Genomic DNA, 24,032 nt, shown 5'->3' with positions numbered 1-24,032 from the left:
TACGGCCGCGCCGCCGGGTTCGGCCGGTGAGTGCCGCCGTGACCTCGGCCGGGCCCGCCCGTTACGGCCGCGTCACCTGGTTCGGCCGGCGAGCGTCGCCGTGACCTCGGCCGGGCCCGCCCGGTACGGCTGCGGCGCCGGGTTCAGCCGGCGAGTGCTGCCGTGATCGTCAGCTCGCGCACCGCCGTGACCTCCAGCCGCGCCGGTGAGCCCAGCACCGACGCTCCGCAGCTCTCCGGGCGGGGCGGCAGCGACGCGCCCTGGGCCACGGTGACCCGCCAGTGGCGGCCGTCGGTGTGGGCCACGGTCACCTCCCAGCGCGGTGCCGCGCCGTCCGTCCGCACCACGCTCAGCGACTCCGCCGCGTCCTCGCCCACGGCTGTGCGCACGGCCAGCTCGGCCGCCTGGCCGGGCCGCTCCCACGCCGAGTTCCCGCGGCAGCCCTCCGTGACGATCCGCCCCTCGCGCGCGTTGCGCAGGATCTCCTTGACGGAGTGGGCCCCGACGCGCCCGTAGGCGTATCCGTGGGGCAGGACGAGCAGCGTGGGGGAGAAGCGGTGGCCACCCAGATGGGTGACCTCCCAGACGCCCTCGGTCCCGGAGGCGGCCAGCTCGGCCGCCAGAGGCCGGCCGAGGAGCGCGCAGCACCGGTCGCGCTTGCCGTTGGTGCAGACGAGGACGAGCGGGTCGCCCGTGTGCCGGTCGCCCTGGAGTGCCGTGTCGAAGGTACGGCGTTCTCCTCTGCCGAGCGCCGGGAAGTCGAGGTCGAGCAGCAGGCGGGGGTCGGTCAGCGTGGCGCCGTGCAACCACGTGTTCCCCGGCGTGGTGTGGGCCGCGTACACCCGGCGCCGGGTGGGGGCGCCGCAGTCCGCGTGGCGTCCCGGACGGCGGATGAGCGCGATGCGTACGCCCGTGCCCTTCGCGGCCGCCTCCAGGGCGCGGCCCAGCGTGGGGTCCAGGTGGCTCGAGGTGAGCGCCTTGGCGCCCCATGGGCCGGGCTGCTCGACCAGCAGCCACGTCCTCGCGGCGGGCGCGGTGCCTGCGATGGGCTCGTCGAGGTCCCGGGAGACGGTTGAGCACGTACTCACAGAGGTGAGCCTAACCTGACTTGCGTCACGGCGAGTCGCAGCCGCGCCTGGAGCGCTGCTCCGGCAGTGACTGCGGCGGCCTCGGACCGGAGTACGCCCGCTCGGGCGCCGAGGAATCGGTGAGCACGGCGAGTGCCAGGTCGACATCGGTGTGCGGGGGCGGCCGTGGGCGGTCGAGCGGCACTTGACGGCGTGTGCCGGTGCTGGAAGAACACATGCGGCCTGGTGCCGTTCGGGCGCCAGGCCTCATCGGTGGGGCGTCGGGCAGGACGGGGTGCCGGGCTGCCCGACGGTGGGGGTCCGGTCGGCCGATGGTGGATGCGGCCGGGGACGTGGGCGGTGAGGTCAGGCGTCGGGGATGTCCGCCTTGGCCCGGATCAGGGTTTCCCGGCTCACGACCACGATGCGTTCGTAGTCGGCGCGGGCGGCGTCGGCGGGCAGCTCACGCTCCAGCGCCTCGGTGGCCTCGGTGCCGATGACGGCGAAGTTGCCGTCGCTCAGTTCGAACACGTCGGGGCAGGTGGATCCCGAGTTACTGCCTCGGGCGCTGGGAGGCACACCGATGCGGCGCACGATCTTCAAGGTCCGGTCCTTATGGGTTCTGGGATGAATTCTGGGCAGAGTGTGGCGACACACGCTACTGGTGTTTGTGAGGCCCGGCAGACGAAGCCACTCCGTCGTGTCCTCCGTACGCCCACGTTGACCTGCTCGGCGGCCTGGCGAACCCTCAGCCGGTCGGGGGATTGCCGACGACCCACCAGTCGTCCGTGTCGGCTTCGTCGAGATCCTTGACGAGACCGTCGACCATGAACCCCAGCTGGGCCTCCTCCGAGGCCTCGTTCAAAGAGGCGCGCATGTGCTTCGCCGCTTCCCAGTACTCGCGGAAGGCCGGACTCTGCAAGAACTCCCGCAGATGCCTGTACAGCTCCTCCCGGTCCAGCAGGCCCGCCCGGTGCACGTGGTACAGGTAGACGTACCAGGCGTTGGCGTAGAGGAACTGGCGTCGCCGCGCCGCCGGGATGCTCTTGTCGTACGTGTCGATGACCTCGGCCAGGGAAGGATCGTCGATCGCCCTGGTCAGCAGCTCCCAGTGCATGCGCTGCTGGTGCTCCAGCGACTGGCGCCGGATCGCCAGTTCCTCCAATTCCAGCTGCCGCTCCTGGAGACGAGCCTTCTCCAGCCACCGCTGGCGTGCGGCCAGAGTCAGCCCGGCCGTGGCGAACAGCAGACCGGCCGCGGCGGAGCCGAACCTCCCCGTGACGTTCTTCCGTGTGGCCATGTCAACCCCCGAATCAGGCGACCGTCCGCCGGTCGTCTGGTGCGGGTCGGCTGACGGGGACCGGCGAGCGATGGGCGGCGCTTGCCGCCTCCAGGGTGCCGAGCGGCTCTGATCGGCGGGGAGGCGGAGAGGAGGCGCACGGAGGGAAGCGAGGGTCGCACGATCCGGCGCCATGTCCAACGTCTGCCCCGCGAGTGCTGCTAACAATCGTTCACTTCGTGGCGACCGCACCGGCTCGTATCCTGAACAGGCCATTCCGGACGAGGGCGTACGCACCGCCGAGGGCCGGCGTACGCAGAGGTGAGAGAGAGGTCGCACGGTGGGGCAGCGCCCGACTTCCCATTCCCGGCAGATCCCGGTCGTCGTCATCGCGGGATTCCTCGGTTCCGGGAAGACCACGCTCCTCAACCACCTGCTCCACCGCAGCGGCGGCAGCCGCATCGGAGCCATCGTCAACGACTTCGGCGCCATCGAGATCGATGCCATGGCCGTCGCGGGCGCGCTCGGCGACTCGACCGTGTCCCTGGGCAACGGGTGTCTGTGCTGCGCGGTGGACGTGAGCGAGCTCGACGGCTACCTGGAGCGGCTCGCCCGGCCCGAGGCCGGCATCGACGTCATCGTCATCGAGGCCAGCGGCCTCGCCGAGCCGCAGGAGCTGGTGCGCATGCTCCTCGCCAGTGAGCAGCCGGGAGTCGTCTACGGCGGGCTCGTCGAGGTCGTCGACGCGGCCGAGTTCGACGACACGCGCGCGAAGCACCCCGAGATCGACCGGCATCTGGCGCTGGCCGACCTCGTCGTGGTCAACAAGACCGACCGGGCCCCGGACGCCGAGCGCGTGCTCGCTCTCGTCCGCTCGCTGAGCGACCGGGCCGCCGTCGTCCCGGCCGCCTACGGCCGTATCGACCCCGAGTTCCTCTTCGACTGCAAGCCGAGCGAGGAGCGCATCGGGCAGCTCTCCTTCGACGACCTGCACGACCACACCCGGGACGAGGAAAGCACCGGCCACACGGGCCACCTGCACACCGCCTACGACAGCGTGTCCTTCACCTCCGGCGCCCCGCTCGACCCCCGGCGGCTGATGCGCTTCCTGGACAGCCGTCCCGAGGGGCTGTACCGGATCAAGGGCTACGTCGACTTCGGCCCGTACGACGAGCGGAACCGTTACGCCGTGCACGCCGTGGGGCACTTCCTCCGCTTCTACCCGGAGCCGTGGACACCCGCCGAGGAACGCCTCACCCAGCTGGTCCTCATCGGCTCGGGCATCGACGCGCCCGGCCTCCGCAAGGAGCTGGACGCGTGCGTGAGCGACGCCCCGCACGCCGACGAGCACGGCATGTGGGGCGTCCTGCGCTACGTACCGGACCCCGGCGAAGGCGAACCGGGTGAGCCCGGTGTCGAGGAGCCGCCGGAGCCGGCCTAGGCCGGGCCCGCGACCACCGACACGGTCTTCGGCAGCGACACGCCCGAGCCGTCGCGCCGCGGGTCGATGTCCGGGAGCTGGGCCGGAGCGCCGTTCTTCTGCGCGGCCCGCGCCGGGGCCGCGCCCGCCCAGGCCAGGGCCAGGCAGTCCTCGCCCTTCAGGAACCGCTGGCAGCGCACGCCACCTGTGGCGCGGCCCTTGCGCGGGAACTGGTCGAACGGCGTCAGCTTGGCCGTCGTCTGGACGGAGTCGTCCAGAGTGCCGCGCGAGCCCGCGACCGTGAAGACCACCGCGTCCGCCGCGGGGTCGACCGCCGTGAAGGAGATGACCTTCGCCCCGTCGGCGAGCTTGATGCCTGCCACACCGCCCGCCGGACGGCCCTGGGGCCGCACCTGCGACGCCTGGTAGCGCAGCAGCTGCGCGTCGTCGGTGATGAAGACCAGGTCCTCCTCGCCCGTGCGCAGCTCGGCGGCGCCGACGATGCGGTCGCCCTCCTTGAGCGTGATGACCTCCAACTCGTCCTTGTTGGACGGGTAGTCGGGCACCACGCGCTTGACGACACCCTGTTCCGTGCCGAGCGCCAGACCCGGCGACGACTCGTCGAGCGTGGTCAGGCAGACCACGGTCTCCTCGTCCTCCAGGGACACGAACTCCGCCAGCGGTGCGCCGCCCGAGAGGTTCGGCGTCGGCATCTCCGGGAGTTGCGGCAGGTCGACGACGTTCACCCGCAGCAGACGCCCGGCGGACGTCACCACGCCCACCTCGCCGCGGGCCGTCGCGGGCACCGCCGAGACGATCAGGTCGTGCTTGACGCGCTTGGCGCCGGCGTCCGTGACCAGGGGCTCGTCGGTGGCCGTGCGGGCGATCAGGCCCGTCGAGGACAGCAGCACCCGGCACGGGTCGTCCGCCACCTGGAGCGGCACGGCCGCCGCCGGGGTGGCGGACGACTCCAGCAGGAGCGTACGGCGGTCGGTGCCGAACTTCTTGGCCACCGCGGCCAGCTCGTTCGAGACCAGCTTGCGCAGCTCCGCGTCCGACTCCAGGATCCGCGTCAGCTCCTCGATCTCCGCGTTGAGCCGGTCCTTCTCCGCCTCCAGCTCGATGCGGTCGTACTTGGTCAGGCGGCGCAGCGGCGTGTCCAGGATGTACTGGGTCTGGACGTCGCTCAGCGAGAAGCGCTCCATCAGGCGCTGCTTGGCCTGCGCGGAGTTCTCGCTGGAGCGGATGAGGCGGATGACCTCGTCGATGTCGACCAGCGCGGTGAGCAGACCCTCCACCAGGTGGTGGCGGTCGCGCCGCTTGCCGCGCCGGAACTCGCTGCGGCGCCGGACGACGTCGAAGCGGTGGTCGAGGTAGACCTCCAGCAGCTCCTTCAGGCCCAGGGTGAGGGGCTGGCCGTCCACCAGGGCGACGTTGTTGATGCCGAAGGACTCCTCCATCGGCGTCAGCTTGTAGAGCTGCTCCAGGACCGCCTCCGGCACGAAGCCGTTCTTGATCTCGATGACCAGGCGCAGCCCGTGCTCGCGGTCGGTGAGGTCCTTGACGTCGGCGATGCCCTGGAGCTTCTTCGAGCCGACCAGGTCCTTGATCTTGGCGATGACCTTCTCGGGGCCCACGGCGAAGGGCAGCTCCGTGACGACGAGGCCCTTGCGGCGGGCCGTCACCGTCTCCACGGACACCGTCGCCCGGATCTTGAAGGTGCCGCGGCCCGTCTCGTAGGCGTCCCGGATGCCGGGCAGGCCGACGATCCGGCCGCCGGTGGGCAGGTCGGGGCCCGGGACGTGCTTCATCAGGGTGTCCAGGTCGGCGTTCGGGTGCCGGATCAGGTGGCGGGCGGCCGCGATCACCTCACGCAGGTTGTGCGGCGGCATGTTGGTGGCCATGCCGACGGCGATGCCGGAGGCGCCGTTGACCAGGAGGTTCGGGAAGGCGGCGGGCAGGGCCACCGGCTCCTGCTCCTGGCCGTCGTAGTTGGGGGCGAAGTCGACGGTGTCCTCGTCGATGGACTCCGTCATCAGGCTCGTGGCCTCGGCCATCCGGCACTCGGTGTACCGCATGGCGGCCGGCGGGTCGTCGTTGCCCAGCGAGCCGAAGTTGCCGTGGCCGTCCACCAGGGGCACGCGCATCGAGAAGGGCTGGGCCATGCGCACCAGGGCGTCGTAGATCGACGCGTCGCCGTGCGGGTGCAGCTTGCCCATGACCTCGCCGACGACACGGGCGCACTTGACGTAGCCGCGCTCGGGGCGCAGGCCCATCTCGTTCATCTGGTAGACGATGCGGCGGTGCACCGGCTTGAGGCCGTCGCGGGCGTCCGGCAGGGCACGGGAGTAGATGACCGAGTACGCGTACTCGAGGAAGGAGCCCTGCATCTCGTCGACGACGTCGATGTCGAGGATCTTCTCCTCGTACGAGTCGTCGGGCGGCGGGGTCTTCGTACTACGGCGGGCCATCGCTGCCGGCTCCTTGCTGAAGCGTGGACGGTGATCTGACGCGGACCATTGTGGACCGCGGCACTGACAGCGACCGACCAGGACCCGTCACGGGCTGCCCGGCCCGCTGCTGCCCGCAGGGTACGCCCTCGCCCCCGGTGGCCCGCACTCCGTTCCCCCGGTGGCCCCGCACCCCGTTCCCTCGCGCCCCCGCCGCCCGTTCTCGCTGTGGGCGTACGCCGCCCGGGAACTTCACAGGCGGGCCACACGCTTGCATACAGTGGCAGGATCGGCAGAATTCCGCAGTTCCGACCAATGATTCCGCGATCGAAGGGACGTACATGCCCATGGGTCACACGGCCACAGCCCAGGCAGACTCCGGCGGCCTGACAGCGACCGAGCACCGCCTGGCCAACGGCCTGCGCGTGGTGCTCTCCGAGGACCACCTGACCCCCGTCGCGGCGGTCTGCCTCTGGTACGACGTCGGCTCGCGCCACGAAGTCAAGGGGCGTACGGGCCTGGCTCACCTTTTCGAGCACCTCATGTTCCAGGGCTCCGCCCAGGTCAAGGGCAACGGCCACTTCGAGCTGGTGCAGGGCGCCGGCGGCTCGCTCAACGGCACCACCAGCTTCGAGCGCACCAACTACTTCGAGACCATGCCCGCCCACCAGCTGGAGCTCGCCCTCTGGCTGGAGGCCGACCGCATGGGATCCCTGCTCGCCGCCCTCGACGAGGAGTCGATGGAGAACCAGCGGGACGTCGTGAAGAACGAGCGCCGCCAGCGCTACGACAACGTGCCCTACGGCACGGCCTTCGAGAAGCTGACCGCCCTCGCCTACCCGGAGGGCCACCCGTACCACCACACGCCGATCGGCTCCATGGCCGACCTGGACGCGGCGACCCTGGAGGACGCCCGCGCGTTCTTCCGCACGTACTACGCGCCGAACAACGCGGTCCTGTCGGTCGTCGGCGACATCGACCCCGAGCAGACGCTCGCCTGGATCGAGAAGTACTTCGGCTCCATCCCCTCCCACGACGGCAAGCCCGTCCCCCGGGACGGCACCCTGCCCGAGGTGATCGGCGAGCAGCTGCGCGAGGTCGTCGAGGAGGACGTCCCGGCGCGCGCCCTGATGGCGGCCTACCGCCTGCCGGAGGACGGCACGCGCGCGTGCGACGCGGCGGACCTGGCCCTGACCGTGCTGGGCGGCGGGGAGTCGTCCCGCCTGTACAACCGGCTGGTCCGGCGCGACCGCACGGCCGTGGCCGCCGGCTTCGGCCTGCTGCGGCTCGCCGGAGCGCCCTCCCTGGGGTGGCTGGACGTGAAGACGTCCGGCGACGTCGAGGTGCCCGTCATCGAGGCCGCCGTCGACGAGGAGCTCGCCCGGTTCGCGGAGGAGGGCCCCACGGCCGAGGAGATGGAGCGCGCCCAGGCGCAGCTGGAGCGCGAGTGGCTGGACCGGCTCGGCACGGTCGCGGGCCGCGCCGACGAACTGTGCCGGTACGCCGTCCTGTTCGGCGACCCGCAGCTCGCCCTCACCGCCGTGCAGCGCGTCCTGGAGGTGACGGCCGAGGAGGTGCAGGAGGTCGCCAAGGCCCGCCTGCGCCCCGACAACCGCGCGGTGCTCGTCTACGAGCCGACCGCCGCCGATGCCGCCGAATCCACCGACGAGAACGAGGAGGCGGCCAAGTGACCGAGCTCGCCAGCATGGAATTCCACCCCCAGCCGCAGGCCGGCGAGCCCAAGCCGTGGGCGTTCCCGGCCCCCGAGCGCGGCAGCCTCGACAACGGCCTGACGGTGCTGCGCTGCCACCGCCCCGGCCAGCAGGTCGTCGCCGTGGAGGTGCTGCTCGACGCACCCCTGGACGCCGAGCCGGCCGGACTCGACGGCGTGGCCACGATCATGGCGCGCGCCTTCTCGGAGGGCACGGACAAGCACTCCGCCGAGGAGTTCGCCGCCGAGCTGGAGCGCTGCGGCGCCACCCTCGACGCGCACGCCGACCACCCCGGCGTCCGGCTCAGCCTGGAGGTCCCGGTCTCCCGCCTGGCCAAGGCCCTCGGCCTGGTCGCCGACGCGCTCAGGGCGCCCGCGTTCGCCGACAGCGAGATCGAGCGGCTGGTGCGCAACCGGCTCGACGAGATCCCGCACGAGCTGGCCAACCCCTCCCGCCGCGCGGCCAAGGAGCTCTCCAAGGAGCTGTTCCCGGCGGACTCGCGCATGTCGCGCCCGCGCCAGGGCACCGAGGAGACGGTCGCGGCGATCGACTCGGGGGCGGTGCGGGCCTTCTACGAGAAGCACGTACGCCCCGCCACGGCCACCGCCGTGGTCGTCGGCGACCTCACCGGCGTGGACCTCGACGCGCTGCTCGGCGACACGCTCGGCACGTGGACCGGTTCCGCGGCCGAGCCGCGCCCCGTGCCCCCGGTGAGCGCCGACGACACCGGCCGGGTCGTCATCGTCGACCGCCCCGGCGCCGTCCAGACGCAGCTGCTGATCGGCCGCACCGGCGCCGACCGCCACGACGGCGTGTGGCCCGCGCAGGTGCTCGGCACGTACTGCCTCGGCGGCACCCTCACCTCCCGCCTGGACCGCGTCCTGCGCGAGGAGAAGGGCTACACCTACGGCGTGCGGGCGTTCGGCCAGGTGCTGCGCTCCGCGCCGGACGGCACGGGCGCCGCCATGCTCGCGATCAGCGGTTCCGTCGACACCCCGAACACCGGTCCCGCGCTCCAGGACCTGTGGACGGTGCTGCGCACGCTCGCCGCGGAGGGCCTCACCGACGCCGAACGGGACGTCGCCGTGCAGAACCTCGTCGGCGTGGCGCCGCTGAAGTACGAGACCGCGGCGGCCGTCGCGAGCACGCTGGCCGACCAGGTCGAGCAGTACCTGCCCGACGACTACCAGGCCGCGCTGTACCGCCGGCTCGCCGCCACGGGCACGGTGGAGGCCACGGCGGCGGTCGTGAACGCGTTCCCGGTGGACCGCCTGGTGACGGTCCTCGTCGGTGACGCGGCGCAGATCAAGGAGCCCGTCGAGGCCCTCGGCATCGGCGAAGTCACGGTCGTGGCGGCCGAGTAACGGCACGCGCGCACCCAGGCCCTGGTGACCCTTGTGTCACCAGGGCCGTCTTTTGCCCGAATTGAGGGAAGGATGCCTGTCTGCCCTGTGGGATGCGCTACAAAAACCCTGCTCCGTTTGAGGATTGACGACGGCCGCGTTTAGCGTCTTCCGGGCTGTCCGTCAGGCAGTGCGCCGCGCCCGCGGCACCGGACAGCCATCGCCGAGTCCCCGTACGGCGCGAGCCAGGGGAGCCGGGGACCCACCGCAGTCCCTGGGGTGAATCGGACGCCCGCGCGTGCCGCGAGGGGGTCCGTAGGAGACCTTCCTGCTCCGAACCCGTCAGCTAACCCGGTAGGCGAGAGGGAAGGAAAGGACCAGCCTGTACATGGCGTTCACGCGCGCCACCGGGAAGCACCGCCGCCCCAGCCGGATGCACCGCACCACCGCCCGTGCGGCGGGCGTCGCGGCACTCACCACGTCCGGCGTCGTCGGCACCCTCGCCGCACCGGCGCTCGCCGCCGAGCCCGCGGCCGAACAGACGGGCCTCACTCCGGTCGTCACCATCGGCGACTCCATAGCCGACGAGATCGACGCCCAGGCGGCCGCCCAGAAGCAGGCCGCCCAGGACGCCGCTGCCCGTGAGGCGGCCGAGCAGGCGGCGCGCGAGAAGGCGGCCGAGGCGGCCGAGCAGGCGCGCGAGGCCAAGGAGCGTGCCGCCCGCGAGGCTGAGCGCAAGCGCCTCAACACCTTCGTCCTGCCGATCGACGGCTCCTACGTGTCCACCGCCTACCGGGCCGGCAGCTCCCTGTGGTCGTCCGGCAGCCACACCGGCGTCGACTTCCACGCCGCGAGCGGCACCCCGGTGCACTCGGTCGGCGCCGGAACCGTCGTCGAGGCCGGCTGGGGCGGGGCGTACGGCAACCAGGTCGTGATCAGGATGCACGACGGCACGTACACCCAGTACGGCCACCTGTCGTCCATCGGCGTCTCGGTGGGCCAGACGGTCACCCCGGGGCAGCAGATCGGTCTGTCCGGCGCCACCGGCAACGTCACCGGACCGCACCTGCACTTCGAGGCCCGCACCAGCCCCGAGTACGGCTCGGACATGGACCCCGTGGCCTATCTGCGTTCGCACGGTGTGAACGTCTGAGCACGCACCGCACGATGTGCGAATGCCCCGGCTCCCGGAGCCGGGGCATTCGCTTTTCGGACGTGCCGCTGTCCAAAAAATACCCATGGATTCCGCCCCGCCGTCGGAAATCCTCGTGGATTGGCCTAGAGTCACTGAACACACGTCAATCGTCGACGTTTCACGGGGATTAAGGCGGAGGTCGGTCATGCGTATTCCGGCGCACTCGGTGTGCACGGCGATCCGGGACGACATCGTCGCCGGTGTCCATGAGCGCGGCAGCCGCCTCACCGAGGAACTCCTCGCCCGCCGCTACGGCGTCTCCCGCGTCCCCGTCCGCGAGGCCCTGCGCACCCTGGAGGCCGAGGGATTCGTCGTCACCCGGCGCCACGCGGGCGCGTGCGTCGCGGAACCCACCGAACAGGAGGCCGCCGACCTGCTGGAGATGCGTGCGCTCCTGGAGCCGCTCGGCGCCGCGCGGGCCGCAAGGCGCCGCACCGAGGCCCACCTGAAGGTGCTGCGCGGCCTGGTCAGGCTCGGGCAGATGCGTGCCAGGCAGGGCAGCAGCGAGGATCTGCGCTCACTCGGCGGCTGGTTCCACGAGACCCTCGCCCAGGCCGCCGGCAGCCCCTCCCTGACGGCGACGCTGACCCAGCTGCGGCACAAGATCGCCTGGATGTACGCCGTGGACGCGCCGGCCGGCCCCGTGGAGAGCTGGGCGGAACACGGCGCGATCGTCGACGCGGTGGCCCGCGGCGACAGCGAGCGCGCGCGGGCGCTCACGGCGGCGCACACCGAGCGCGCGAGCTCCGCGCACCGGTTCCGGTTCGCCTCCGGCGGTGACCGTCCGCAGCGTGTGAGGAATTCGCAACGTGCCGTAAACATGCCGAGCCTGCGGCATTAACACGGCTGCCGTATACAAAGAGGGGGAATTCCGGGTGCATTTCCTGCCGCCCGGACGAGGAATTCCTGCGCCTGTGGAAGGTGAAAAAGGAAGGGCCCGCCCGGTAATCCGGGCAGGCCCTTCGGTGTCACGGAGGCGGGTGCCTCAGACGGTCTCGGGAAGCTCCTCGAGTCCCTCGGAGACCAGCTTCGCCAGCCGGTCCAGGGCGACCTCCGCGCCCTCGGCGTCGGAGGCGAGGACGATCTCCTCGCCGCCCTGGGCGCCCAGACCCAGGACGGCCAGCATGGAGGCCGCGTTGACGGGGGCGCCGTCGGCCTTGGCGATCGTCACCGGGACGCCTGTGGCCGTGGCGGCTCGGACGAAGATGGAGGCGGGGCGGGCGTGGAGACCCTCGGCCCAGCCGACGTTGACGCGGCGCTCAGCCATGTGATGCTGCCCTTCAGGTGTTCAGGGTTGTCTAGACCAGTTTCCCACATCGTGAAGCATGCCCGGGCGGCGCTGTGCCGCCCGGGTGGCCGGACCGCGGCCTCGGTCCGGCCGGACGTCCTCCACAGACTGCCCCGCGCCGTTGTCGGACGCGAGCCGTACTCTGGGGCCCATGCAGACCTCGTCGGACCGGCACGAGTACCCCGCCCACTGGGAAGCCGACGTGGTGCTGCGCGACGGCGGCACCGCGCGCGTCCGCCCCATCACCGTTGATGACGCCGAGCGCCTGGTCAGCTTCTACGAGCAGGTCTCCGACGAGTCGAAGTACTACCGCTTCTTCGCGCCGTACCCTCGCCTGTCCGCCAAGGACGTCCACCGCTTCACGCACCACGACTTCGTGGACAGGGTGGGACTCGCGGCCACGGTGGGCGGCGAGTTCATCGCCACCGTACGCTACGACCGGATCGGCGCCGGCGGAATGCCCGCATCCGCACCGGCCGACGAGGCCGAGGTCGCCTTCCTCGTCCAGGACGCCCACCAGGGCCGGGGCGTCGCCTCCGCGCTGCTCGAACACATCGCGGCCGTCGCCCGCGAGCGCGGCATCCGCCGCTTCGCCGCCGAGGTGCTCCCCGCCAACACCAAGATGATCAAGGTGTTCACGGACGCCGGGTACACCCAGAAACGCAGCTTCGAGGACGGCGTCGTCCGCCTGGAGTTCGACCTCGAACCCACCGACCGCTCGCTCGCCGTGCAGTACGCGCGCGAACAGCGCGCCGAGGCGCGGTCCGTGCAGCGGCTGCTGCAGCCCGGCTCCGTCGCCGTCATCGGCACCGGCCGCACGCCCGGCGGCGTGGGCCGCAGCATCCTCGGCAACATCCGCGACGCGGGCTACACCGGCCGGCTGTACGCCGTGAACAGGGCCTTTTCCGAGGACGTCGGGGAACTCGACGGCGTGCCCGCCCGCCGCTCGGTGCGCGACATCGACGGGCCCGTCGACCTCGCCGTCGTCACCGTCCCCGCCGAACGCGTCCCCGAGGTGGTCACCGAGTGCGGCGAGCACGGCGTGCAGGGCCTCGTCGTGATCTCCGCCGGGTACGCCGAGAGCGGCCCCGAGGGACGCGAACGCCAGCGCGCCCTCGTGCGGCACGCGCGCACGTACGGCATGCGCATCATCGGCCCCAACGCCTTCGGGATCGTCAACACCTCCCCGCGGGTGCGGCTCAACGCCTCCCTCGCCCCCGAGATGCCCCGCCCCGGCCGGATCGGCCTGTTCGCCCAGTCCGGCGCCATCGGCATCGCCCTGCTGTCCCGGCTGCACCGGCGCGGAGGCGGGGTCACCGGTGTGACGGGAGTCTCGACCTTCGTCTCCTCCGGCAACCGCGCCGACGTCTCCGGCAACGACGTCCTGCAGTACTGGTACGACGACCCGGACACGGACGTCGCCCTGATGTACCTGGAGTCCATCGGCAACCCGCGCAAGTTCACGCGCCTGGCCCGGCGGACGGCGGCGGCCAAACCGCTGGTCGTGGTGCAGGGGGCGCGCCACGGCGGCGCCGCACCTCCCGGGCACGCCGTGCGCGCCACCCGGCTGCCGCACGCGACGGTCTCCGCGCTGCTGCGCCAGGCCGGCGTGATCCGGGTCGACACGATCACCGAACTCGTCGACGCGGGTCTCCTGCTCGCACGCCAGCCCCTGCCCGCCGGACCCCGGGTCGCGATCCTCGGGAACTCGGAGTCGCTGGGACTGCTCACCTACGACGCCTGCCTCGCCGAAGGGCTGCGGCCGCACCCGCCGCTGGACCTCACGACGGCCGCCTCGCCGGAGGACTTCCACGCGGGTCTGGCCCGCGCGCTGGCCGACGACACGTGCGACGCCGTGGTGGTGACCGCGATCCCGGCGGTGGGGGAGGGCTCGGCCGGGGACGCGGCACTGGCCCAGGCGCTGCGGTCGGCGGCGGCCACGGTGCCCGGCAAGCCGGTCCTCGTGGTGCACGTGGAGCTGGGCGGCCTCGCGGAGGCCCTGTCCGCCGCGGCGAGCACCGCACCCCAGGCGGCCGAGGAGGCCCGGCCCCTTCCCTCGCAGGAGCGGCCCCCCGCCGTCGAGGCCCCGGAAGGAGCCCACCTCATCCCGGCCTACCCGGCCGCCGAGCGCGCCGTCCGCGCCCTCGCCCAGGCCGTGGCGTACGCCCAGTGGCGCCGTGACGCCGCCGACCCCGGCAAGGTGCCGGAGTACGAGGACATCGACGAGAAGGGCGCCGCCCGGCTGATCGGCGGCCTCCTCGCGCGCGGGCAGGGCCTCACGCTCGGCTCGGAGGAGACCTGCGAGCTGCTCGGCAGGTACGGCATCGACGTCCACCGCGCGCTGCCCGCGCCCACCCCCGACGACGCCGTGGCAGCCGCCCGCACCCTCGGCTACCCCGTCGCCCTCAAGGCCACCGCCCCGCACCTCCGGCACCGTGCCGACCTGGGCGGCGTCCGCCTGGACCTCGCGGACGAGGAGCAACTGCGCAGGGCCTACGCCGAGTTGACCGAACTGTTCGGCAAGCCGGACGAGCTGCGTCCGGTGGTGCAGCGCATGGCACCCCGCGGAGTCGACACGGTCGTACGGGCCGTCATCGACCCGGCGGCCGGAGCGGTGCTCTCCTTCGGGCTCGCCGGGGCCGCCACGCAGCTGCTCGGCGACACCGCCCACCGGCTGATCCCGGTCACCGACCGGGAGGCGACCTCGCTGATCCGTTCCATCCGCACCGCACCCCTCCTCTTCGGCTGGCGCGGCTCGGACCCGGTCGACACCCCGGCCCTGGAGGAGCTGCTGCTGCGCGTGTCCCGTCTGGTCGACGACCACCCGGAGGTCGTCGCGGTCACCCTGGAGCCGGTCGTCGTCGCCCCCCGCGGCCTGAGCGTGCTCGGCGCCTCCGTCCGTCTCGCACCACCGCCCGCCAGGGACGACCTGGGCCCGCGGACACTCCCGGCGTACTGACCGTGACCGCGGGCACACCGGTCCGCCACGAGCGTGTCCCGCAGTCAGTGGGCCCCCGTAGGATGGACGGCATGGCCAAGACCAGTACGACGACCCAGGGGCTGCGTGCGGCGATCGAGCGCAGCGGCTACTACCCGGCCCTCGTGGCCGAGGCGGTGGAGGCCGCCGTGGGCGGCGAGCCCATCCGGTCGTACCTGGTCCACCAGGAGACCACGTTCGACCAGAACGAGGTGCGGCGGCACGTGACCGTGCTGGTCCTCACCGGCAACCGCTTCATCGTCAGCCACACCGACGAGCAGGCCGCCGACGACACCTCCCCGACGCCGTACGCCACGACGTCCACGGAGTCCGTCAAGCTCGGCCGGATCTCGTCCATCGTCGTCAGCCGCGTGGTCGCCAACCCGGAGCAGTACACGCCGGGCACCCTGCCCCGCGAGATCGTGCTGACCATCGGCTGGGGCGCCGTCTCCCGCATCGACCTGGAGCCGGCCGCCTGCGGCGACCCCAACTGCGAGGCCGACCACGGCTACACGGGCAGCTCGACGGCCGACGACCTGAGCCTCAGGGTCAGCGAGGCCGGGGACGGTCCGGAGACGGTGCGCCAGGCGCTCGTCTTCGCCCAGGCCCTCTCCGAGGCGACCGCGGACTCCGCCCGCTGATGGCACAGCCCACGACCTGGGACACCCACCCGGAACCGCTCCCCGTCGACTCCGCACCCGTGCCCGAGTACGGCAGCGGCTCGCTCGCCGACCTGCTGCCCACCCTGGCCGCCGGTCTCGGCGTCCCCGGCATGACCGCCGGCATCACCGAGCTGACCCCCGCCGACCGGAACTGCGTCTTCCTGATCGACGGCCTCGGCTGGGAGCAGCTGCGGGCGCACCCGGAGGACGCCCCCTTCATGACCTCGCTGCTGGGCACCTCCCGCGGCGGCACCGGACGCCCGATCACCGCCGGCTACCCGGCGACCACGGCGACCTCCCTGGCCTCCGTCGGCACCGGCCTGCCGCCGGGCGCCCACGGCCTGCCCGGGTACACCGTGCGCGATCCGGCCACCGGCGAGCTGATGAACCAGCTGCGCTGGCAGCCCTGGACCGCACCGGCCGTCTGGCAGCCGTACCCCACCGTCTTCCAGCTCGCCCACGAGGCGGGGGTGCACGCCGCCCAGGTCTCCTCCCCGGCCTTCGAGAACACCCCCCTGACCAAGGTCGCCCTCAGCGGCGGCACCTTCGTCGGGCAGCTGTCCGGCGAGGACCGCATGGACATCGCGGCCGAGCAGCTCGCCGCCGCCGACCGCGCCCTCGTCTACACGTACTACTCCGAGGTCGACGGCTCCGGGCACCGCTTCGGCGTCGACTCCGACACCTGGCGTGGCCAGCTCGCCCACGTCGACCGGCTCGTCCAGCGCCTCGCCGAGCAGCTGCCGCCGCGCAGCGCGCTCTACGTCACCGCCGACCACGGCATGATCGACGTGCCCTTCGACGAGGAGCACCGCATCGACTTCGACGAGGACTGGGAGCTGCGCGCCGGCGTCGCCCTCCTCGGCGGCGAGGGCCGCGCCCGGCACGTCTACGCGCTGCCCGGCGCCCAGGACGACGTACTCGCCTGCTGGCGCGAAGTGCTCGGCGAGCAGTTCTGGGTGGCCTCCCGCGAGGAGGCGGTCGCCGCCGGCTGGTTCGGCCCGCGCGTCGACGCACGGGTCCGCGACCGCATCGGCGACGTGGTCGCCGCGGCGCGCGACGACGTGCTGCTCATCGCCTCCGAGCGGGAACCGAGGGAGTCGGCGATGGTCGGCAACCACGGTTCGATGACCCCGGCCGAGCAGCTCGTCCCGCTGCTCGAAGTACGCCCCTGACAACACCCCTCCCCGGACCCTCTTTGCCGAAAGGTGCTCAACTCGCCATGCCCGAGCTGGTGTTCTTCTCCGGAACCATGGACTGCGGGAAGTCGACACTGGCTCTCCAGATCGAGCACAACCGCTCGGCACGCGGCCTGGCCGGCATCATCTTCACGCGCGACGACCGAGCGGGCGAGGGCAAGCTCTCCTCACGGCTCGGCCTGGTCACGGACGCCGTGGAGGTCGAGGACGGGCAGGACCTGTACGCCCATGTCGTCGGCCACCTGTCCCAGGGCGGCCGCGCGGACTACGTGATCGCCGACGAGGCGCAGTTCCTCGCGCCGGAGCAGATCGACCAGCTCGCACGCGTGGTGGACGACCTCGACATCGACGTGTACGCCTTCGGCATCACCACCGACTTCCGCTCGAAGCTGTTCCCCGGCTCCCAGCGGCTGGTGGAGCTGGCCGACCGCGTCGAGGTGCTCCAGGTCGAGGCCCTGTGCTGGTGCGGCGCGCGCGCCACGCACAACGCCCGCACGATAGGCGGCGTGATGGTGGTCGAGGGCGCGCAGGTCGTCGTCGGCGACGTCACCCAGTCCTCCGACGAGGTCGGCTACGAGGTGCTGTGCCGGCGCCACCACCGGCGCCGCATGACCGCCGCCTCGGCCCGCGCCGCTGCGCTGTCCCCGGACGTACTGCCCATCGGCACGGCCTGACCGACCCCCGAGGCCGCCTTCCCGACGCGCTTCCACCTGGCCGGAGAAGGGGTGTCGCCCGGGTCCCGGCGTTTCCTCCGCGCCGCCGCTGCCGTCTTCGCCGCCGAGGCCCGCGTCCTGGCCGGGAAGCTCGACAGGCGGGTGTTCTTCGCAGGGCCGAGCACCGGCGAGGCGCAGTTGATCTCGAACAGGTGACCATCAATCAGCCCGGCAAGGCTATGATCACCGCGGCAAGGCCGTAGCGCAGAGGTCGTCGCGCCCTAGCATCGAGCTGGAGGACGTCGGTTCGAATCCGACCGGCCTTGCCACCCTTGTCGTGGAGGACAGTCGATTGGCGTCGGTCCGTCCCGGGCGGGCGGAGGGCGATGCCGCTCTCGGCACGCCGGGCACCGGCGACGGACCGGTGGAGTGGTGATGACGCAGCCGACACCCGTGCGCTGCCCGGCGATCGAGCACCCGGACATACCGATCGGCGACCCCGCCGGCCTGGACCCGCTGCTGGCCCGGCTGAGGTCGCCGCGAGCGGTGGAGGACGACGAGACCTTCCCCGTGGGCACCGTGCGTGCGGACGGACGCGTCGACCTGTGCAAGCAGGGACTCGGAGCGGCCGGCACCGCCCGCCTGATACCCGTCGCCGCCGCATCCCCGCACGCCCGGCACGTCCTGCTCGGCACCAACGCCATGGGGGACGAAGGGGCGTCGACGATCGCCCGCACACTCGCCGACGGCCACGGCCTGCACACCCTCTACCTCGGCTGCAACCGCATCGGCCCGGACGGCGCCGCCGCGCTCGCCGACGCCCTGCCGGCGGACACGACCGTCCGCGCCCTGTGGCTCAAGCGCAACCCGGTCGGTGACGACGGCGCCCGCGCCCTCGCCGCGATGCTCCGCCGCAACACCGCCCTGCGCACCCTCGACCTGGTCAACACCGGCCTCACCACGACGGGTCTGCGCGCCCTGCTCGACGCCCTCACCGGCCGCGCGCACCCGGTGGAACGACTCTTCCTCGGCGGCAACGGCCTGACCGCCGACGCGGCCGGCCTGCTGGCCGCGCTGATCCGGGACGCGGGCGTGCGCGAGCTGTACCTGCCCGCCAACCACCTCGGCGACGAGGGCGCCGCCGTCCTCGCGGCCGCCGCCGACCCCGGACGGCCGGTACGCCTCGGACTGGGCGGCAACGGGATCGGCCCCGCGGGCGCCCGCGCCCTCGCCGACGCCCTGGACGGCATCGAGGCGCTCGACCTGGGGCGGCCGAGGTCCGAACGCAGCCTCGGCGCCCCCGCCAACGCCACCGGCGACGAAGGAGCCCGCGCCCTGGCCGCCGCACTGCACGGCAGCCCGCTGCGCCGGCTCGAACTGCGCCACACCGGACTCACCGGCCGGGGCGCGAAGTCCCTGCTCGCGGCCGTGCCGGACGGCTCACCGCTGGAGTACGTCGGTCTGGGCCCCGGACTGCCCCGGAAGGTGAAGCGGTCCTTCACCCGGCGCCTGCGCCCGGTGAGCGGGGCTCACCCCGATCTGCGCGCGATAGGGAGTGTCTACCGTTGAGCCCCCGCCCCGGACTCCCCTGTTTCACCCCGGAGGAGGCGGCGAGCCGGCGGCGGATCCGCCGCTACGCGGTGCCCCGCCGGACGATCGAGCGCGCGGCCGAACGCCGCGCGGCCGGCGACTGGCGCGGGGCCTGCGCGGCGGCCGGTGTGGACGTGGCCGTCGACCTGGCGCAGGTCGCCGAGCACTGCGGCCAGGAGGTCGCCGCGGCGCTGGAGGACGACCTGCGCCACCTGGTCCCGGACCTGCTGCACTGGCACCTGCCCCGGGTGCTGGGCGGCTGGACCACACTCGACACCGGCCGGACCGTGGTCCTCGCCCGCTACCGGCCGGTGGCAGCCGGCGAACGACCCCGGACCACGCCGTACCTCCACGTCACCACCCCCGCGATGCGGGAGGGCCCGCAGCGCGTCACCCTGCGTTTCCGGACGGTCGCGAGCGAGAAGGCCGCGGGCGTCTTCGGCCCGTCGGCCGAGGACTGGCGGTACGCCCGGCACCTGTGGGACGCGCGGCGCACCGCGGAACTGCGGGAGCGGTGCGGCGGCACCGACCGGTCGCCGTTCTTCCACCCCGACGGCAGGCCGCGCGGCGCGGAGGAACTGCCCGCGGCGGATCCCGGCCCCGGCGACGCGGCGGCTCGGTCCGAATGGATCACCCTGCTGCACCAGCGGGGCGAAGTACGGGCGGCCCTCACCGCGGCCGGCATCGAGGCCGACCTGACACCGCTGGAGGCACCGGCGTGGTACCAGGCCGACCCCGAATCCTTCCTCGGCGGGCTCGCGCTCCAGCACACCCGCCTGGAACCCGAGATGCGCCGGCTGGCCGACGAGGGCGTCGGGGACTCCTTCCTCATCGCCGGCGACTGGCGGATGAACATCCTGCTGACACCGGCCGCCACCGGGCTGCGGCTCCGCGCCGTCGGCCGGAAGGACGCCGAGGGCGTGCCCTTCCTGCCCGAAGCGCTCTGGCGAAGGCTCCCCGACCTCGATCTGCTGCGCGCCGGCGGGATCGAACCGGCACACCTGCATCCCCTGGTCCGCGAGGCGCTGTTCCCGGCCCTGGAAGTGCCCGAGGGGATCGCCGGCCCGCCGGGTCCCGCCGCGCCCGCGCCCGTCCGGGTGCGCTGCCGCGGCGAGTGGCACGAGGTGGGCTTCCGTGCGGGCGGTCTGCTCCACATGCCGCACAGCGACGAGGAACAACAGCGGGAGCGGGCCCTGCGCGCGTTCGGCGGCGCCGTCGCCGGGTGCTTCGCCGTCCAGCAGACATGGGCGTCGGGAAGCGGCCGGCTGCCGAAGGCACTGCGCGCCCAGATGCGGGACCTCTTCCTGCGCGCCCAGCACGGCGACACCGACGGCGTGCTGGAACTCCTGGACGCGGGCGTGGACCCCCGGGTGCGCGACGGCGCCGGACGCACGCTGCTCCACGTCCTGCACCTGCTCGACCACGAACCGCTCCTGCCCCGGCTGCTGGAGGAACGGCTCGACCTCGAGGCCCGCGACCGCAGGGACCGCACACCGCTGTTCACGGCGGTCAACGACGGCGGTTCCCGGGCCCTGGTCGAGGCGTTCCTCGCGGCCGGCGCCCGCATCGACGTGGTCGACGAGTACGACCTCTCGCTCGCCCAGCTCATCCGCCGGTACAAGCGACGCGACCTGTCCTTCCTGCGGGACCGCGTACGGGAGCGGCATCCGGGCATCGGCGCCGACTGGTGGGACGAGATGATGGACGAGAGCGAGCGTTACGACGACCAGGACGACGACCGGTACGACGACGATCAGTACGACGACGAGGGCCAGGACCGTTGAGCACCGCACCCGCCTCCCGCACCGCACCGACCCCGCTGGCCGCCGCGGACGACCTCGTCGCCCGGCTGCGCGTCCGGCGCACCGAGCCCGGCGCCAACCCGCAACTGGAGGCTCTGGCCCTCGCGGTGACGGCCAATCAGCCCGTCCTGCTGTGGGGTGAACCGGGCATCGGCAAGTCGGCCGCCCTGGAGCAGCTCGCCGCCGGACTCGGACTCCCCCTGGAAACGGTCATCGCCAGCGTCCACGAGCCGTCGGACTTCGCCGGACTGCCCGTCGTCGGAGACGACCCGGCCACGACCGGTGTGCCGATGGCCCCGCCCGACTGGGCCGTCCGGCTCGCCCGTGCCGGCCAGGGCCTGCTCTTCTTCGACGAACTGTCCTCCGCACCGCCGGCCGTGCAGGCGGCACTGCTGCGGGTCGTCCTCGAACGCCGTGTCGGCAGCCTGGTCCTGCCCGACGCGGTCCGCATCGTCGCCGCCGCCAACCCGCCCTCCAGCGCCGCCGACGGCTGGCACCTCAGCCCGCCGCTCGCCAACCGCTTCGTCCATCTCCACTGGACCCACGACCCCGCCACGGTCGCCCGCGGCATGGCCGGCACCTGGCCCGAGGTCGCCGTCCCCCTGGTCGACGCGGCCAAGGTGCCCGGCGCCGTCGCACGGGCACGCGGCGCCGTCTCCGGTTTCCTCACCGCCCGCCCGGGCCTGGTCCACCACATACCGGCCGACGCCGAGGCCCGGGGCCGGTCGTGGCCGTCCCCGCGAACCTGGGAGATGGCGCTGCGGCTGCTCGCGACGGGCTACGCGACCGGCGCCGGCCGTGAGGCGCTGGCCGCCGCGCTCACCGGTGCCGTCGGGGACGGTGCGGGCATCGAGCTGCTGTCCTACCTGGAACACCTCGACCTGCCCGACCCCGAGCGGGTCCTCGCCGACCCCGGTGCGTTCGCCCTGCCCGAGCGCGGCGACCGGCAACTGGCCTTCCTCATCGCGGTGGTCGCCGCCATCCAGAGTGATCCCACCCGGCCTCGCTGGGAGGCCGGCTGGACGGTCCTGGCCAAGGCCGTGGACGCGGGCGTACCGGACGTGGCCGCGCGGGCCGCCACCGACCTGGCGGCGATGCGCCGTCTGGACTGGCCCGTGCCGCCCGGCATCGACGGGTTCCTGGACCTGCTGCAGATGTCCGGGGCCCTGCCCGGCGGCCGGTGAGGTCCGCGGGCATGACGGAATCCCGCGGGGACCTGGACACGACCAAACTGCTCGCCGCCCGCTACCGCGCGGCGCACGACAGGCCCTACCTGGCGTCGGCCCTGTACGCCCTGACCGTCGTGCCCTGCCCCGACGTGCAGACGATGGGGGTCGACCGGCACTGGCGCTGCTACGTCTCACCCGCCTTCGTCGCCGCCACGCCCGTGGAGGAACTCGCGGGCGTCTGGGTGCACGAGGCCGCGCACCTGCTGCGCGACCACCACGGCCGCGCCGGCCGGCTCCCCGCCGCCGGCCGCAGCGACCGGTACCGCCTCAACGTCGCCCAGGACTGCGAGATCAACGACGACCTCCTCGCCGACGGCCTGCGCCTGCCCGCCGGACGCGTCGAGCCACGCCTCTTCGGCCTGCCCGACGGGCAGTTGTTCGAGGCGTACCTGGACGCACTGCCCCCGGACGTACGGGCACACGACTGCGGATCGGGAGCCCACGGCCTTCCGGCACCCTGGGAACTGGCGCCGTCCGACGGCCCCGACCCGCTCGGCGAGGCCGAGGCCCGGGCGCTGCGCCGGCACACCGCCGAAGCGATGCGCGCCCACCAACGCAGCCGCGGCACCCTGCCCGCGGGCTGGCAGCGCTGGGCCGAGGAGGTCCTCGAACCCACGGTGGACTGGCGGCAGGCGCTGTCCGGCGCCGTCCGGGAGGCCGCGGCGTGGGCCGGCGGAGCCGTCGACTACACCTACCGCCGCCCGTCGCGCCGTACAGCCGCGCTGCGCGGCGTCGTCCTGCCGAGCCTGCGCCGTCCGCTGCCCCGGGTGGCCGTCGTCGTCGACACGTCGGGCTCGATGGGCGACGCGGAACTCGCCGCCGCCCTGGCGGAGATCACGGGCGTACTGCGCGAGGTCGGCGTGCGCGGCAACCGCGTCACCGTCCTCGCCTGCGACGCCGATGTGCACGCCGTGTCCCGGGTGACCTCCACCGAGCAGGTCACCCTCGGCGGCGGTGGCGGCACCGACATGCGCGTCGGCATCGACGCGGCGCTCGCGGCCCGCGACCGCCCGTCCATCGTCGTCGTCCTCACCGACGGCTACACCCCCTGGCCCGCCGAGACCCCGTCCTGCCGCCTGGTCGCGGCCCTGATCGGCGACGGCGCACCGCGGCCCCCGCACTGGGTGGAGACCGTACGCATCCCCGTCGGCTCCCCCGGATAGCGGCGACCGCGGCCGGACCGGACCGAGCCGACCGGCTGCGCCTCACGGGCTCTGCAGCAGCGAGAACCGCGCTCCCTCCGGATCGGCCACCGTCGCCACCCGGCCGAGGGCACTGTCCCGGCCCGGTTCCAGGACATGACCGCCCAGCCCGACGAGGTGCTCCAGGGACTCGTCGAGGCCGGCCACCTCGAAGTACGTCATCCAGTGCGGTCCCCGGTCGCGGCGCAGGGCGCTGCCGACGCCGTGGACGCCGGCGACGGGCCGGCCGCCCAGGCGCAGGGTCACGTAGTCGTGGCCGGCGGAGACCGCCGACTCCTGCTCGTAGCCGAACACGGTCGCGTAGAACTTGACGACGCCCGCCGACTCGAAGGTCATCAGCTCGTTCCACGCGGGCGTGCCCGGCACTCCCGTGACGGCCGTGCCGAGATGGGCCGCCGCCTGCCAGACGCCGAAGACGGCGCCGGCGGGGTCGGAACAGATGGCCATGCGCCCGGCCTCGTCCGCGTCCAGCGGCCCCACGCCGACCGTGCCACCACACGAACGCACCGCCTCGGCCGTCCGGTCCACGTCGTCCGAGGCCAGGTACGGCGTCCAGGCGATCGGAAGCCGACGGTCCGGGGGCAGTTGCCCGATGCCCGCCACCTCCCGCCCGTCGAGCAGAGCCCGCGCGTAGGGGCCCAGTTGCTGAGGGCCTGGCCGGAACTCCCAGCCGAACAGCGCCCCGTAGAACCGCTGGGTCGCGGCCAGTCCGTGCACCATCAGGCTCACCCAGCAGGGTGCGCCGGGCGCGTGCCGGGCGTCGCTCCCGCCCGGCCGGCCCGCCGGCCCCCGTGCGTCGGTCATCGTCACTCTCTTCTCGGCCCTCGTGGGGCCGTGCTCCGCTTCCGCTCCCCGACGGACCCCCGTGCCGACTGCCGGCACCGGTTTCGGCGCCGCGCCCTCCGGGCTCTTCCGGCGGTCGGTCCGGTGGTCCGGGGAATGCCTGATGCCCGGTCTCCCGTCCGTT

General features: G+C 73.3%; 20 protein-coding genes, 1 tRNA gene and 1 riboswitch. Of the genes, 15 read left to right on the top strand and 6 right to left on the bottom strand.

Features of this window, described 5'->3' with window-relative positions:
* Window positions 1-143: 143 nt before the first annotated feature.
* The 3 genes from H0H10_RS03160 to H0H10_RS03150 all read right to left on the bottom strand — a co-directional run bounded on the left by H0H10_RS03160 (window position 144) and on the right by H0H10_RS03150 (window position 2,367).
* Window positions 144-1,088 (bottom strand): ferredoxin family protein, encoded by a 945-nt coding sequence (locus tag H0H10_RS03160; protein ID WP_188179237.1) that lies wholly within the window; start codon window positions 1,086-1,088, stop codon window positions 144-146.
* A 345-nt stretch (window positions 1,089-1,433) separates the two neighbouring features.
* Entirely contained in the window at window positions 1,434-1,670 is a 237-nt protein-coding gene (locus H0H10_RS03155; protein ID WP_100048050.1) for a hypothetical protein, read from the bottom strand.
* Window positions 1,671-1,815: 145 nt separating this feature from the next.
* Window positions 1,816-2,367 (bottom strand): DUF6082 family protein, encoded by a 552-nt coding sequence (locus H0H10_RS03150; protein ID WP_188179236.1) that lies wholly within the window; start codon window positions 2,365-2,367, stop codon window positions 1,816-1,818.
* Between the two features lie 319 nt (window positions 2,368-2,686).
* Here H0H10_RS03150 and H0H10_RS03145 point away from each other — a divergent pair, with 319 nt between their 5' ends.
* Complete coding sequence (locus H0H10_RS03145) at window positions 2,687-3,787, top strand: CobW family GTP-binding protein (protein WP_188179235.1); 1,101 nt, start codon at window positions 2,687-2,689, stop codon at window positions 3,785-3,787.
* On the opposite strand, the gene H0H10_RS03140 is transcribed toward H0H10_RS03145, so the two are convergent.
* A complete protein-coding gene (locus H0H10_RS03140) occupies window positions 3,784-6,237 on the bottom strand; it encodes a DNA gyrase/topoisomerase IV subunit A (protein WP_188179234.1) in 2,454 nt (817 codons plus the stop codon). The two genes, H0H10_RS03145 and H0H10_RS03140, sit on opposite strands and share 4 nt — an antisense overlap.
* Window positions 6,238-6,557: 320 nt before the next feature.
* Here H0H10_RS03140 and H0H10_RS03135 point away from each other — a divergent pair, with 320 nt between their 5' ends.
* The 4 genes from H0H10_RS03135 to H0H10_RS03120 all read left to right on the top strand — a co-directional run bounded on the left by H0H10_RS03135 (window position 6,558) and on the right by H0H10_RS03120 (window position 11,307).
* The gene (locus H0H10_RS03135) at window positions 6,558-7,907 is read left to right on the top strand and encodes a M16 family metallopeptidase (RefSeq protein ID WP_188179233.1); all 1,350 of its coding nucleotides are present in this window, start codon (window positions 6,558-6,560) and stop codon (window positions 7,905-7,907) included.
* The gene (locus H0H10_RS03130) at window positions 7,904-9,292 is read left to right on the top strand and encodes a M16 family metallopeptidase (RefSeq protein WP_188179232.1); all 1,389 of its coding nucleotides are present in this window, start codon (window positions 7,904-7,906) and stop codon (window positions 9,290-9,292) included. Before H0H10_RS03135 ends, H0H10_RS03130 begins: the two co-directional genes overlap by 4 nt.
* 190 nt (window positions 9,293-9,482) lie before the next feature.
* Window positions 9,483-9,647, top strand: a riboswitch (cyclic di-AMP (ydaO/yuaA leader).
* 12 nt (window positions 9,648-9,659) lie between these two features.
* Window positions 9,660-10,424, top strand: a complete 765-nt coding sequence (locus H0H10_RS03125; RefSeq protein ID WP_188179231.1) for a M23 family metallopeptidase — start codon at window positions 9,660-9,662, stop codon at window positions 10,422-10,424.
* A gap of 187 nt (window positions 10,425-10,611) precedes the next feature.
* Window positions 10,612-11,307, top strand: a complete 696-nt coding sequence (locus H0H10_RS03120; protein ID WP_188179230.1) for a GntR family transcriptional regulator — start codon at window positions 10,612-10,614, stop codon at window positions 11,305-11,307.
* A 144-nt stretch (window positions 11,308-11,451) separates the two neighbouring features.
* Here the strand turns inward: H0H10_RS03120 and H0H10_RS03115 are convergent, their stop codons facing one another.
* Window positions 11,452-11,733: an HPr family phosphocarrier protein gene (locus tag H0H10_RS03115; protein WP_188179229.1), complete on the bottom strand. Its 282-nt coding sequence runs from the start codon at window positions 11,731-11,733 to the stop codon at window positions 11,452-11,454.
* 172 nt (window positions 11,734-11,905) lie between these two features.
* Here H0H10_RS03115 and H0H10_RS03110 point away from each other — a divergent pair, with 172 nt between their 5' ends.
* From H0H10_RS03110 to H0H10_RS03065, 10 genes are all read left to right on the top strand, one after another.
* Window positions 11,906-14,713: a bifunctional acetate--CoA ligase family protein/GNAT family N-acetyltransferase gene (locus H0H10_RS03110; RefSeq protein ID WP_188179228.1), complete on the top strand. Its 2,808-nt coding sequence runs from the start codon at window positions 11,906-11,908 to the stop codon at window positions 14,711-14,713.
* A 71-nt stretch (window positions 14,714-14,784) separates the two neighbouring features.
* A complete protein-coding gene (locus H0H10_RS03105; RefSeq protein WP_188179227.1) occupies window positions 14,785-15,372 on the top strand; it encodes a DUF5998 family protein in 588 nt (195 codons plus the stop codon).
* Window positions 15,372-16,565: an alkaline phosphatase family protein gene (locus H0H10_RS03100; RefSeq protein ID WP_188179226.1), complete on the top strand. Its 1,194-nt coding sequence runs from the start codon at window positions 15,372-15,374 to the stop codon at window positions 16,563-16,565. The genes H0H10_RS03105 and H0H10_RS03100 overlap by 1 nt, the downstream gene beginning before the upstream one ends.
* A 47-nt stretch (window positions 16,566-16,612) precedes the next feature.
* Entirely contained in the window at window positions 16,613-17,263 is a 651-nt protein-coding gene (locus H0H10_RS03095) for a thymidine kinase (RefSeq protein WP_188179225.1), read from the top strand.
* A 51-nt stretch (window positions 17,264-17,314) separates the two neighbouring features.
* Window positions 17,315-17,458, top strand: a complete 144-nt coding sequence (locus tag H0H10_RS03090; protein ID WP_188179224.1) for a hypothetical protein — start codon at window positions 17,315-17,317, stop codon at window positions 17,456-17,458.
* A gap of 37 nt (window positions 17,459-17,495) precedes the next feature.
* A tRNA-Arg gene (locus H0H10_RS03085) sits at window positions 17,496-17,571 on the top strand.
* 106 nt (window positions 17,572-17,677) lie between these two features.
* Window positions 17,678-18,811 carry a leucine-rich repeat domain-containing protein gene (locus H0H10_RS03080; RefSeq protein ID WP_188179223.1) on the top strand — a complete coding sequence of 378 codons (1,134 nt, stop codon included), beginning with the start codon at window positions 17,678-17,680 and terminating at the stop codon, window positions 18,809-18,811.
* Window positions 18,808-20,616, top strand: coding sequence for an ankyrin repeat domain-containing protein (locus tag H0H10_RS03075; protein ID WP_188179222.1), 1,809 nt, complete (start codon window positions 18,808-18,810; stop codon window positions 20,614-20,616). The genes H0H10_RS03080 and H0H10_RS03075 overlap by 4 nt, the downstream gene beginning before the upstream one ends.
* On the top strand, window positions 20,613-21,818 hold the full coding sequence (locus tag H0H10_RS03070; protein ID WP_188179221.1) for an AAA family ATPase: 1,206 nt from the start codon (window positions 20,613-20,615) through the stop codon (window positions 21,816-21,818). The genes H0H10_RS03075 and H0H10_RS03070 overlap by 4 nt, the downstream gene beginning before the upstream one ends.
* An 11-nt stretch (window positions 21,819-21,829) precedes the next feature.
* Window positions 21,830-23,026 carry a vWA domain-containing protein gene (locus tag H0H10_RS03065; protein ID WP_188179220.1) on the top strand — a complete coding sequence of 399 codons (1,197 nt, stop codon included), beginning with the start codon at window positions 21,830-21,832 and terminating at the stop codon, window positions 23,024-23,026.
* 42 nt (window positions 23,027-23,068) lie between these two features.
* Here H0H10_RS03065 and H0H10_RS03060 read toward each other — a convergent pair whose 3' ends face one another.
* A complete protein-coding gene (locus H0H10_RS03060; RefSeq protein WP_188179219.1) occupies window positions 23,069-23,869 on the bottom strand; it encodes a VOC family protein in 801 nt (266 codons plus the stop codon).
* Window positions 23,870-24,032 lie beyond the last annotated feature (163 nt).

Source organism: Streptomyces griseicoloratus (assembly GCF_014534645.1).
Classification (GTDB): Bacteria; Actinomycetota; Actinomycetes; order Streptomycetales; family Streptomycetaceae; genus Streptomyces; species Streptomyces griseicoloratus.
This window is presented reverse-complemented; position numbering and strand designations above follow the sequence as displayed.